This is a genomic window from Lentilitoribacter sp. JB5-8, from assembly GCF_055693385.1.
On record NZ_CM146332.1, the window covers coordinates 664,515 to 677,589 of the forward strand.

General features: G+C 44.7%; 12 protein-coding genes. 2 read left to right on the forward strand and 10 right to left on the reverse strand.

Annotated elements, in window-relative coordinates; all coding sequences use genetic code 11:
- Positions 1–15 precede the first annotated feature (15 nt).
- Positions 16–336: a thioredoxin gene (gene trxA, locus ACZ1GZ_RS03190; protein ID WP_472666982.1), complete on the forward strand. Its 321-nt coding sequence runs from the start codon at positions 16–18 to the stop codon at positions 334–336.
- A gap of 56 nt (positions 337–392) precedes the next feature.
- Here trxA and ACZ1GZ_RS03195 read toward each other — a convergent pair whose 3' ends face one another.
- From ACZ1GZ_RS03195 to ACZ1GZ_RS03230, 8 genes are all read right to left on the reverse strand, one after another.
- Entirely contained in the window at positions 393–1,733 is a 1,341-nt protein-coding gene (locus tag ACZ1GZ_RS03195) for a bifunctional folylpolyglutamate synthase/dihydrofolate synthase (RefSeq protein ID WP_472666983.1), read from the reverse strand.
- Positions 1,734–1,736: 3 nt separating this feature from the next.
- On the reverse strand, positions 1,737–2,729 hold the full coding sequence (gene accD, locus ACZ1GZ_RS03200; RefSeq protein WP_472666984.1) for an acetyl-CoA carboxylase, carboxyltransferase subunit beta: 993 nt from the start codon (positions 2,727–2,729) through the stop codon (positions 1,737–1,739).
- 38 nt (positions 2,730–2,767) lie between these two features.
- The gene (trpA, locus tag ACZ1GZ_RS03205) at positions 2,768–3,607 is read right to left on the reverse strand and encodes a tryptophan synthase subunit alpha (protein WP_472666985.1); all 840 of its coding nucleotides are present in this window, start codon (positions 3,605–3,607) and stop codon (positions 2,768–2,770) included.
- Between the two features lie 2 nt (positions 3,608–3,609).
- Entirely contained in the window at positions 3,610–4,830 is a 1,221-nt protein-coding gene (gene trpB, locus ACZ1GZ_RS03210; RefSeq protein ID WP_472666986.1) for a tryptophan synthase subunit beta, read from the reverse strand.
- Positions 4,831–4,851: 21 nt separating this feature from the next.
- Complete coding sequence (locus ACZ1GZ_RS03215) at positions 4,852–5,496, reverse strand: phosphoribosylanthranilate isomerase (RefSeq protein WP_472666987.1); 645 nt, start codon at positions 5,494–5,496, stop codon at positions 4,852–4,854.
- An 87-nt stretch (positions 5,497–5,583) separates the two neighbouring features.
- A complete protein-coding gene (locus ACZ1GZ_RS03220) occupies positions 5,584–6,330 on the reverse strand; it encodes a M48 family metallopeptidase (RefSeq protein ID WP_472666988.1) in 747 nt (248 codons plus the stop codon).
- A 98-nt stretch (positions 6,331–6,428) separates the two neighbouring features.
- Positions 6,429–6,878 carry a DUF2852 domain-containing protein gene (locus ACZ1GZ_RS03225; RefSeq protein ID WP_472666989.1) on the reverse strand — a complete coding sequence of 150 codons (450 nt, stop codon included), beginning with the start codon at positions 6,876–6,878 and terminating at the stop codon, positions 6,429–6,431.
- Positions 6,879–7,076: 198 nt separating this feature from the next.
- Positions 7,077–8,315: a polyhydroxyalkanoate depolymerase gene (locus ACZ1GZ_RS03230; protein ID WP_472666990.1), complete on the reverse strand. Its 1,239-nt coding sequence runs from the start codon at positions 8,313–8,315 to the stop codon at positions 7,077–7,079.
- 300 nt (positions 8,316–8,615) lie between these two features.
- On the opposite strand from ACZ1GZ_RS03230, the gene grpE reads away from it, so the two are divergent.
- Positions 8,616–9,281 carry a nucleotide exchange factor GrpE gene (gene grpE / locus ACZ1GZ_RS03235; RefSeq protein WP_472666991.1) on the forward strand — a complete coding sequence of 222 codons (666 nt, stop codon included), beginning with the start codon at positions 8,616–8,618 and terminating at the stop codon, positions 9,279–9,281.
- Between the two features lie 70 nt (positions 9,282–9,351).
- Here grpE and ACZ1GZ_RS03240 read toward each other — a convergent pair whose 3' ends face one another.
- Positions 9,352–10,347, reverse strand: coding sequence for an adenosine kinase (locus ACZ1GZ_RS03240; protein WP_472666992.1), 996 nt, complete (start codon positions 10,345–10,347; stop codon positions 9,352–9,354).
- Between the two features lies 1 nt (position 10,348).
- On the reverse strand, positions 10,349–13,009 hold the full coding sequence (gene mutS, locus ACZ1GZ_RS03245; RefSeq protein WP_472668219.1) for a DNA mismatch repair protein MutS: 2,661 nt from the start codon (positions 13,007–13,009) through the stop codon (positions 10,349–10,351).
- Between the last annotated feature and the right edge of the window lie 66 nt (positions 13,010–13,075).

The window sequence follows — 13,075 nt, forward strand, 5'->3', positions numbered from 1 at the left end:
TTAAAGGAGCGCCAAATGGCTACCGTGACAGTCACGAATGACAATTTTCAGTCAGAAGTATTAGAATCAACAACACCTGTTGTTGTAGATTTTTGGGCAGAATGGTGTGGCCCATGTAAAATGATCGCACCTAGCTTGGAAGAAATCTCCAATGAAATGGGCGATAAAGTCAAAATCGCTAAACTGAATATCGATGAGAACCCAGACCTTGCTGCGCAGTTTGGTGTTCGTTCAATTCCAACTTTGGCAATGTTCAAAGGTGGTGAAGTGTCAGACATCAAAGTTGGCGCATTGCCAAAAACTGGTTTGTCATCATGGATTGGCGAAGCCATCTAAACCACTTTTTATAGATCTTGATAAAACCCGCGATGAGAATTGCGGGTTTTTTGTGCCTATTGCGGCGGTGTTCCGTTTTGCGCCAACGTATCGCCAACAAGATAGAGTGAGCCGCAGATCAAAATACGCGGTGGCTTGTCATGATCTGTTGCGTGATAAAGTTCAGCCACAGTTTTTAGCGCGCTAACCAAATCCACATCAGCCCGCGCCTTTAAGCCTGATTCATTCGCGATCTCAGCCAATTTAGCTGCTGGAATACCGGCATCTGACGTTACAACATCAATTGTGATGAGATGTTCGATATGACCAGAAAATTTTTCAAAAAAGTCATGTGGTTCTTTGGTATTGAGCATCGCAGAAATGAGATATAGCGGTCGCGTATCCATCTGTTCAATCGAATTAACAATGATATTCGCAGCATCGGGATTATGCCCGCCATCTATATAGATCTCTGCATCCAAACCTGAGATCATATCTACCAAGTTACCTTTCGGTAATGGCTGCATACGACCGGGCCAGTAAACGCTTTTCATCGCAGTTTCCGCGGAAGACTGCGTGACAGTAAACCCAGCATCCTTAACCGCGCGGATTGCTGTTGCCGCGTTTGCATATTGATGTTGCCCAATAAGATTAGGTTTCGGTAGGTCCATTAATCCAGCGTCATCTTGATAGACAAAGCGGCCATGTTCTTCAAATCCGGCAAAGTCCTGACCAAATACGGAATAAGCGCTGCGGTTCTTCTCAGCTTGGGCGATGATAACATCTAAAGCATCGTCAAAAGGCTGTGCACTTATCACAGTTGGACAACCTTGCTTAATGATGCCGGCTTTTTCAAATGCGATTTTTGCTGGCGTGTCGCCGAGCAACATTTGGTGATCAAGTGATACGGGCATAATAACACTCGCCGCAGGTGAAGTAATCACATTGGTCGCATCAAAACGTCCACCCAGACCAACTTCAATGATGGCAACATCAGCTTCATGCTCTGAAAACAACAAGAACATAACGACCGATAAAATTTCAAAAACTGTAATTGCCGCGCCGTCATTAGCTTCGGCAACGCGTGCAATCGCATTGGCTAGCACATGATCTTCAACGAGCCTGCCGCCATCCTCATGGGCTAACCTAAAACGCTCATGCCAGGATACGAGATGAGGGGATGTATGAACGTGGACTTTATAACCTTCAGCCTCCAAAAGCGCGCGTGCAAAAGCGGTAAAGGACCCTTTGCCGTTGGTGCCTGCTACATGCAGCACAGGCGGCAATTTGTCTTGCGGGTTATCAAGTTTTGCTAAAAGCCCGGTAATTCGATCTAATGACAGATCATACCCTTTCGGGTGCAAGGACATCAGCTGATCAATAAGTTGATCAGCTGTCATAAGATTATGATTGTTCATAATTTATGCCTTGGCGTCTTCACCCGCATTTTCAGAAACCTCGGTAGTCGCCTGATCACCATCTGTCACCACAGCTTCATCCGCAACTGTTTCAGCTGACACAGCGTCTTCGCTTTCATCTGGTAATGCAAGAAACTCTTCAGGCTTTGCGGGCTCTTTAGCCAACATACGTAGAATACGAGCGAGTGTTTTTGGCAATTCATGACGATGAACAACCATATCCACCATGCCATGCTCAACTAAATATTCAGCGGTTTGGAAACCTTCAGGCAATTTCTCACGGATCGTTTGCTCAATCACACGTTTGCCGGCAAATCCAATTTCAGCACCTGGTTCCGCAATGTGGATATCACCAAGCATCGCATAAGATGCTGATACACCACCTGTTGTTGGGTTGGTAAGCACCACGATATAAGGAAGACCAGCTTCTTTGAGCATTTCAACCGCAACCGTTGTGCGCGGGAGCTGCATTAAGGACAAAATACCTTCCTGCATGCGTGCACCACCTGAAGCCGGGAACATCACCAAGGGGCATTTTTCTGCGATGGCGCGTTCAAAAGCCTGAATAATGGCTTCGCCCGCAGCAATACCAAGTGACCCGCCCATGAAATTAAAATCATGTACACATGCAACAAGTTTAACACCATCGACGTGGCCTAAACCTGAAACAATAGTATCCTCAAGATCAGTTCGAGCACGATAATCGCGCAAACGATCGGTGTATTTCTTTGAGTCTCTGAACTTAAGTGGATCTTGGACAACTGTTACGTCGGCTAATTGTTCGTAACCATCATCAAATAAATGGGCCAAACGCTCTTTGGCCTTCATTTTCATGTGGTATTCAGACCCTGGAACAACAAAGTGGTTCTCTTCAAGGTCTTTGTGAAAAACCATTTCGCCAGTCGTAGGACATTTGATCCAGAGATTTTCAGGTACATCACGACGACCCAACATAGAGCTGATTTTTGGTCGGACGTAGTTTGTAATCCAGTTCACGCTTAATTCTCCAATTTCGTCTCGTTTAATTGGTGTTTTTATGAGACTTTTTCAATACGTGCGTTTGCAACACCCTGTGCAAGCTCTTTAATCAGCGTTGAAACATTTGTCACTGTATCAGCTGTTGCCGCACCATTTTCATCCAATGAATCTGCTATCTGGCTGACAATCGCAGAACCAACGACGACACCGTCAGCGTCCGCACCAATCACTTGTGCTTGTTCTGCAGTTTTCACACCAAAGCCGACACAAATTGGCAATTCGGTATGCGATTTAATGCGTTTCACCGCATCGGTCACATTTGCCGTTTCAGTAAGTGATGATCCGGTAATACCGTTCATCGACACATAATAAACAAAACCTGATGTGTTGTTGAGCACAGTTGGCAATCGTTTATCGTCTGTTGTTGGCGTTGCAAGGCGAATGAAATTGATGCCTTTGTCTAGCGCTGGAATGCACAATTCATCATCCATTTCTGGCGGCAGATCAACAACGATCAAGCCATCAATGCCAGCATCAAGCGCGGCATCTAAAAACCTGTCGACGCCATAAATATAGATAGGATTATAATAACCCATCAAAACAATCGGCGTATCTTGATCGTCCTTGCGAAATTCCTTGGCAATATCCAAAGTCTTCTGCAAAGTTTGACCACCTTTTAGCGATCTGCGCGCAGCCATCTGAATAGCTGGACCATCGGCCATTGGATCTGAAAATGGCATGCCGAGTTCGATAACATCTGCACCTGATTGCGCAAGCGCCTTCATAATGCCAACAGAGCTGTCAAAATCAGGATCGCCACCCATGAAATATGTCACAAGTGCAGGGCGGTTTTGCGCTTTTAAATCCGCAAAGCGTTTATCCATACGTGCTGTCATTTTTATAGCTCCACACCCAAATGCTTACCCACGGTGAAGACGTCTTTATCGCCGCGTCCACATAGGTTCATCACGATGATTTTGTCTTTATCCATTTTTGGTGCGCGTTTCATCACTTCCGCCAAAGCATGGCTTGGCTCAAGTGCCGGAATGATACCTTCAATACGTGTGAGAAGCTGGAATGCTTCCAAGGCTTCATGGTCCATGATTGGCACATATTCAACACGACCGGTATCTTTAAGCCATGAATGTTCAGGGCCAATACCCGGATAATCAAGACCGGCAGAGATCGAGTGACCTTCTTCAATCTGGCCATCATTATCTTGCAGCAGATATGTTCTGTTGCCGTGAAGGACCCCAGGGTTACCTGCAGTTAGTGATGCACAATGCTCGTCTGTATCAAGACCCTTACCACCAGCTTCAACGCCAACGATTTCGATATCTTTGTCATCAAGGAATGGGTGGAAGAGACCAATCGCGTTCGAACCGCCACCGACGGCTGCAACAAGCATGTCGGGCACACGACCTTCAAGTGCGATCATTTGTTCGCGTGTTTCCTGACCAATCACAGATTGGAAGTCACGCACCATTTCTGGATAAGGATGCGGGCCTGCGGCGGTACCAATGATATAATAAGTATCTTCAACATTGGTCACCCAATCGCGCAAGGCTTCGTTCATCGCGTCCTTGAGCGTGCCATTACCGGCAGTGACCGGAATAACTTCTGCGCCCAATAGTTTCATACGAAATACATTTGGTGCCTGACGTTCAACATCGGTTGCACCCATGTAAACAACGCAAGGCAAACCAAAACGCGCTGCAACGGTTGCTGATGCTACACCGTGCTGCCCAGCACCAGTTTCAGCGATAATGCGTTTTTTACCCATACGCTTGGCGAGCAAAATCTGCCCAAGGCAGTTATTGATCTTGTGAGAACCAGTGTGATTGAGCTCATCGCGTTTGAAATAGATTTTCGCGCCACCAAGTTCTTCGGTTAACCGTTCAGCAAAATAGAGTGGGCTCGGACGCCCAGTATAATGTGTATTCAGCGCTTCCAACTCTTGTTTAAAAGACGCATCCGTTTTTGCAAAATCCCAATGCTCTTGCAAATCCAGAATAAGTGGCATGAGTGTTTCAGCGACAAAGCGCCCACCATAAATGCCAAAGCGCCCATCTTCGTCAGGGCCTTCCCTGAGTGAGTTAGGTAATGATTGTTGGTTCACGCGTTTCTCCTAGGATCCAAATTACGAACATGATTTGATAGCGTCAAAAAAGCCATCCATCAATTTTTTATCTTTTACGCCCGGTTTTATTTCTATCCCCGAAGAGACATCCATTCCAATTGCATGTGTGTTGCTTATTCCTTCACACACATTTTGAGCATTTAGCCCACCTGATAACATATATTCAACACTTTCATCTAAGCTTTCTAATAAGCTCCAATCGAAGGAAACACCATTGCCTCCAGGTAGCTCGGAACCTTTCGGTGCTTTGGCGTCAAATAATAAACGATCGGCGACACCGATATAAGCTTTGATCTTTTCCAGATCATCCGCATCGCGAATAGAAAATGCCTTCATGACAGGTAGGTTATATCGTGCCTTGACCTCTCGAACGCGCGCAGGTGTTTCAGAACCATGCAGTTGCATTATGTCAGGTTTAAGAACATTATTGATTTCATCTAGATCTTCATCACTTGCATTAACACTAACGGCAACGATTTGGGATTTTCCACGCGCTGGAGCAGCTGCTTGTGCTGCCTCTTGTGGCGATACATGCCGCGGGCTTTTCTCAAAGAAAATAAAACCAATCTGATGTGCACCATTCTGTGTAGAATGGGCCACCATATCAGCTGTTTTCAAGCCGCAAGTTTTGATCAACATAGTCATAGTTTCGCAAGTGCCATGAATTTAGCTCAGAGTCGAGAGTTTTGATGAAATTGCGGCAATTAGCTCGCATTATCACGCCGCATTTTGTCAGTTAAAATCGATTGCGTGCAATAAGCTGCCATTTTTCTTGAGCCACTTTTTACCTTCATGCATATGTGGGCACAAACTTTCGCATAATTGCCAAAATTGCGGTTCGTGGTTCATCTCAACCAAATGCGATACTTCATGGGCTGTCAGATAGTCCAAAACATAAGAGGGCGCCATGATGATGCGCCAGGAATAGGACAATTTACCATCTGATGAACAGGAACCCCAACGGCTGCGTGTATCGCGCAATGTGATGGATTTGTAAGGTTTTCCAAGTTTCTCTGCGTGATAGCTTGAGAACTTTTCTAAGTCTTGTCGCGCTTCCTTCTTCAAGAAATCAGAAATTCGTCTCCGTAAATGTTCCTCACCGCCAGAAACTCGCAGGATATGCCTATCATCTACGCTTACGGTTTCAGTTATACCGCGAATTTCACCGGTACGCTCGATAATGTGATCAATTCCGCGAATGGGAATGGTATCTCCCTCGCTAAGACCACTTTCCTTCGGGAATTTGGCAAGCTTCGTTAGGATCCAGCCGTGATATTTGTCGAGAAATTCAGAAATTTCATTTTCGTCCAAATGTGGCGGAACAGTTAAACTTAGGCCGCGACCACCTGGATCGATACGAAGCGTAATACGTTTCGCGCGTTTGTTGGGTTTTATTTTCAACGGCAAGACACGATCACCCACTTCCAGCATTCGACTGGTTGCTAATGGTGCTGGTCTCTTTTTTGCAAATGAAAACATATTGTTATTTTATCTGATTCGCTTTTGTTTCGAAAAATACTTTCACGCATGAAAAAACGGCGCTGTGAAGCGCCGTTAAAGGACATTACTTAATAAAACTACTTGGTAGTCTTCGGAACCGAACTTTTCTTCTTCGATTTCTCTTCAGACTGCTTGCGGCTTTTCATAAAGGCATCAAACTCTTCGCGGTCACGAGCGCGGCGCAAGTCTCGCATATGTGCATCAAATTCTTCACGCATGGCATCTAGTTTACGACGTTCTTCATCTAGGCGGTCAAGCTCCTGCTCACGCCATTCATCAAAGGCAACATTGCCTGAGCGACAATGCGCACCCGAACGACCATAGTAATTATTGGTTGAACGGCGACAAGATTTGAAAAAACCATCAGTTGCGTGATTAACCTCGGTTTTAAATTCGTTTAGCCGATCGCCCCACAAAATATAAGCAAGCATTGCAAGACCCAATGGCCAAAAGACCATAAAGCCCAACACCATTAACGCAATCGTTGCAGGCGTCCATGCAGGTCGAATTAAGGCAGACTGTGTCATTTCTTGGTAATCCTCATCAGCTTTAGAGCACAAATATTGTTCTCTTACTGCAAAAGATGTGGTGAGAATTTTATGTTATTTCAAGATAAATTGAACAAAATTTCAGTGATTTTAATCAGTTTCACACTGAAAAAGATCAGAAATCGAACGAAATTCAGTTACTTAGGCAAAAATCATGAAATCCAAGAAATTTGAAGCTTAAGCGCTTTTCTTATCCAAATTACCGATGAAATCCAAAATCATTGGAGCAATTTCTGCGCGGAATCTTGAGCCGTTAAACACACCATAATGACCAACATTAGGTTGCACATAATGTTTGCGTTTGGCCTTTGGAATATTAGGGCAAATTTTCTGAGCAGCCTCTGTTTGGCCAACCCCAGAAATATCATCGTTTTCACCTTCAACCGTCAAAAGCGCGCATGTTTTGATCGCTGATGTATCAATCAATTCACCGCGATGCATCATCTCGCCTTTCGGGAGCGAATGTTTGATGAATACGGTTTCAACCGTTTGAAGATAAAACTCTTCCGTTAAATCCATCACCGCAAGATATTCATCATAAAAGTCACGATGTTTTTCCGCCGTTTCACCGTCGCCTTTGACAAGGTTGAGGAAAAAACCTTGCTGCGCTTCCATGTGCTTGTCGAGGTTCATAGACATAAAACCTGATAATTGCAGGAAGCCAGGATAAACACGGCGTCCGACACCTTTCAGCGGCCAAGGCACAGTCATGATCACGTTATCTTTGAACCAAGATAGTGGTTTTGATTCAGCCAGTTCATTTACCGCAGTTGGATTTACGCGTGTATCAATTGGTCCGCCCATCAATGTCATGGAACGCGGGATGTTTTTTTCTTTTCTGCTTTCCATCAATGAAATTGCTGCAAGAACAGGAACAGACGGCTGGCAAACAGCCATCACATGTGTATCAGGACCTAAGGTGTTGAACATATCAATGAGATAATCAACGTAATCATCAAGATCAAAAGTACCGCTTGATTGGGGGACAATACGCGCATCGGTCCAGTCGGTGATGTAAATCTCGGCATTTGGCAATAAAGTTTCAACAGTGCCGCGTAGCAAAGTGGCATAGTGACCAGACATCGGCGCGACAATCAAAATTTTTGATTGTGCTTTATGATTTTTCGGAAGATCCCGTTTGAAATGAATAAGATCACAAAATGGCTTAGACCAGACGACATTTTCCTCAACAGCAACCGCGCCGGATTCTAATTCGGTGGTTTCAATACCAAAATCAGGCTTGCCGTAGCGGCGTGTAGAACGTTCGAAAACTTCAAAGCCTGCATTCATGGCGCGGCCCATAGGCGTGTTTGATAGTGGATTGGCAGGATTTACGTATGTAAAACGCATGGCGTCGGCAAATGCGCGAACCGGTGCAATCGCTGCATGGTTCATCTCATAAAGTTTATAGTACATATACTTACCGCCTATCCTTGAAACTGAACTAAATTCGGCCCTCGTAAACGGACGCAAACTACCACGCTGATTTTGCATTGCAACATGTGTGCCATTATTTTTGCATCTATTGTCATTAAATAAGTTAATACTGGTGCGAAAATGACCAATATTGTGGATTATTGAGACAATATTTAATTTAAATTGAGAACAACTCGCTATTTTTTAAAATAGTAAGACTTCCTCTTGATTTTTTTCTAAAATATATCGATATGCACTCTGGAATTCCTAATTAAGTAATGAGAGTGAGATTTCTGCGATATGAGCCAGGAAAAACCCGACGAGAATCTAGACCAAAAAGACGTAGATAATGATCTGAATGATATTCTCGACGCACTGAACAACGCTGAAGACAAGGTTGCTGACATCCCAGTCGATTATGACGTGGGTGAAATTGATGATCAGCCAAGCGATCACGAAGTGCTTGAAAAGCTCCTAATTGAAAACGAAACATTAAAAGAAGATGTTTTGCGTGTTGCTGCTGATATGCAAAATTTGCGCAAGCGTACGCAACGCGAGATCGCCGATGCGAAAACATTTTCTGTTTCTAACTTTGCGCGTGATATGTTGGGTGTGTCAGACAATTTACGCCGCACAATTGATGCTGCTCCCAAACAGGAAGATGGCAGTGTCGATGAAAATCTTAAAACCTTGTTAGAAGGCGTTGAGATGACCGAGCGCTCAATGTTGTCTGCCATGGAACGTCACGGTGTTAAAAAGCTTGATGTATTGCAAAAGAAATTTGATCCTAATTTTCATCAAGCGATGTTTGAAGTTCCAGACAAGGAAACACCAAACAACACAGTTGTTCAGGTTGTACAGGATGGATACATCATTGGATCGCGAGTTTTGCGTCCAGCCATGGTCGGTGTAGCAAAAGGCGGTCCAAAGATCGTTGAAGCAGAGCAAAACTCTGACGAAGAATAAACGATTAGAATTTTTATGAAAAAAAGCCGGGCATGCCCGGCTTTTTTAATTGGTGATTGAAGCTCTAGATTTAGCTGATAAGGCCTGCTTCTTTCGCAAGGTCAGCAACAGAGACCTGCAAACGTGGACCGAGTTGCTGGATAATTTTGCCGGCTACAAAATTGCCAAGCTGTGCGCAAGATTTAAGGTCTTTGCCTTGTGTATAGCCGTATAAGAAACCAGCGGCATATAAATCACCTGCGCCTGATGTATCGACGATATTGTCCACTTTATCAATCGCAACCTCGATCATCTCACCGCCTGAGACAACAACAGAACCTTTTGATCCACGGGTGACGGTTGCAAGTTTGCAGTCTTCGCCAAGCTGTTTGATCGCCTCATCAAAATTATCAGTTTGATATAATGATTTTGCTTCATCTTCATTGGCAAAAATCATGTCGACAGTACCAGTTCTTAAAAGCTCCAAAAATTCACTGCGATAACGATCAACACAGAATGAATCAGACAAAGACCCAGCAACAATGCGGCCATTTTCATGGGCGATTTTAGCGGCTAGCTGGATCGCATCTTTTGCACGTGGTGGATCCCATAAATAACCTTCAAAATATGTCACTTTGGAATCAGCAACAATTTTCTCGTCGATATCTTCAGGTCCAATTTCAACACAAGCACCCAAATATGTGTTCATCGAACGCTCGGCATCAGGCGTTACAAAAACCATGGAACGGGCTGTTGGTGGATCACCATCAAGCGGTGTGCTTTCAAAATGTGTACCGATGGCGCGAATATCATGCGTAAAAATCTTTCCAAGTTCGTCATCTGAGATTTTTGCAAATAATGCAGTTTTTGCACCAAATCCTGCAACGCCGGCTGCGGTATTACATGCACTGCCACCGGATGTTTCAATCGCAGGTCCCATACGCTCATATAAAAGTTCAGCACGTTCTGCATCAATCAGGTTCATAGCACCTTTGATGATCTCATTATCGTTGAGGAACTTGTCATCACATTTTGCGATAATGTCCACGATAGCATTTCCAATGCATACAACGTCGATGGATGGCATATTAGTTTTCTTTCTTGGCTAAACTGCGCTTTAAGTCGTAAAGAGCTTCGAGAGCTTCGCGTGGGGACATATCATCAGGATTGATGTTTTGCAAAAGATTCTCAACTTCACTCTCTTTTGCCGCCGAATTTAGATTGTTCGCATCTGCATGGGCTGAAAATAGTGGCAAATCATCGACCAATTGTTGAGCTGGATTTTGGCGGTCGCTTTCTTCCAGCTGGGTCAATACATCTCGTGCGCGGTTTACGACAATTTCCGGCAATCCTGCAAGCTTAGCAACTTGAATGCCATAAGAGCGATCAGCAGTTCCAGGGCCAACTTCGTGTAAGAAGACGACATCCCCGTCCCATTCTTTAACTTTCATTGTTGCGCTTGAAAGACGAGCAAGTTTTTCCGATAGCGCAGTAAGTTCATGGAAATGCGTGGCAAATAAACCGCGGCATTTGTTGATTTCGTGCAAATGCTCAACTGCAGCCCATGCAATTGACAAGCCATCAAATGTGGATGTCCCGCGTCCAATTTCATCCAAAATCACCAAAGATTTCTCTGTTGCTTGATTGAGGATAGCAGCGGTTTCCACCATCTCGACCATAAATGTTGAGCGCCCACGCGCAAGATCGTCAGATGCACCAACACGTGAGAACAAGCGATCCACGACACCAATATGGGCTTGACCCGCTGGTACGTAAGACCCCATTTGCGCCATGATAGCGATTAACGCATTCTGGCGAAGAAAGGTCGATTTACCGCCCATATTAGGTCCAGTAAGTAGCCATATTGCGGCATTCTTCTCGTTATTGGGCGGTGACAATTCGCAATCATTGGCCACAAATGGATCTGCAGACTGTTTACGTAGCGCTTGCTCGACCACTGGGTGTCGTCCAGCGATTATTTTAAACTCTGTTGATTGGTCAACAACGGGTCGGCAATAGCCTTGCTCTTGCGCAAGATCAGCATTGGCTTGTGCGACATCAATGATTGAAATCGCATCAGCTGCGTTTTTAATGATCGAAGCGTAATGCACTGCCCGTTCGGATAATTCGTCAAATAATCGCAGTTCGATCTTTAGGGCTTCACCTGCTGCATTTGCAATCTTGCTCTCCAAATCGGCCAGTTCCGTTGTAGTAAATCGCATCGCATTGGCCAAAGATTGGCGATGAATATATTGCGCTTTTGCTTCATCATTATCCGTCAGCGCATTACCATATTGTGCGGTTACTTCAATGAAATATCCCAACACATTATTGTGTTTGATTTTAAGCGTTTTTACACCGGTATCTTCCGCATATTTAAGCTGCAGCTGGGCTATAATTTGTCGGGACTGATCACGAAGAGCCCGGAATTCATCAAGTTCAGTATGACAACCCTCTTTGATAAATCCACCATCGCGTTTTAACAAAGGTAGTTCATCCATGAGTGAATTTTTCAATAAATTGATGAGATCGCTGGGTAATTTTAGAAGATGTTTTACAGCATCATCAATTTCTTCAGGCATCAGCTTGTCTTTAAACAAATCCGCAATTTCACGCGCCGCTAATAATCCGCCTTTTAGCGTACCAAGATCACGGGGGCCACCACGGTTAAGAGAAATTCGTGATAATGCGCGTTGCATATCCGGGACAGATTTAAGCGCTGTCTGCACGTCATCAGATAATAAACTGTCGTTCATAAACCAACTTACGGCATCTAACCGTGTATTGATCAAATGCTGATCGGTTAGTGGTGACATCAAGCGCTCTGATAATAACCGTCCGCCGCCACCTGTAACCGTTCGATCGATGGTTTTTAACAAGCTACCTTTTTTCTCGCCTGATAGTGTTCGAATAAGTTCTAAATTGGTGCGTGTTGCCGGGTCGATAAACAGACTTTGACCAGCACCATCATATTCAGGATATTCAAGAACAGGGCGCTCGCTCAATTGTGTTTTTTCAATATAGGCAATAGCGGCGGCGATCGCTGAAAGTTCAGCACGTTCAAAATTTCCTCTGCCATCTAGTGCCGATAAATTATAATATAGTTTAATACGATCTTCAGCCACGGTGCTGTCAAATAAAACGGCTGATTGCGGAACAACTGCCCGACCCAAAATATCGAATGTCCCGCGCATATCTTCATCTTGAAACAGTGTTTCTGAAACAACGATTTCACTGGGTTCAACCCGCATAATATCAGCAAGCAGACGCGTTTGTGTTGATTTGGCCACCCGAAAGTGCCCGGTGGAAATATCAACCCATGCCAAACCAAATTGTTGGCCTTCTGCGGATTTCACGCGCGAAACCATCATCAAGTAATTGGACTGTGATGGATCTAATAGTTTTTCTTCTGTAATTGTTCCAGGCGTCACCAACCGCACGACGTCACGTTTGACGACCGCTTTGGAACCGCGCTTTTTGGCTTCCGCTGGATCTTCTAATTGTTCGCAAACAGAGACACGAAATCCAAGTGCGATGAGTTTTTGCAAATAGTCATCTGCCGCGTGAACCGGTACCCCGCACATAGGGATATCTTGTCCCATATGCTGACCACGTTTTGTTAAAGTGATCCCAAGCGCGCGCGAAGCGTCAATTGCATCATCAAAAAACAACTCGTAGAAATCACCCATCCGGTAGAACAAAATCGAATCTGGATTGGCAGCCTTGATCTCGATGAATTGCTCCATCATCGGCGTGGCTTTTGCGCGACCTTTCGCACTGGAAAGTGACCCGGGAAGTGTCTGTGGTTTTTCTTT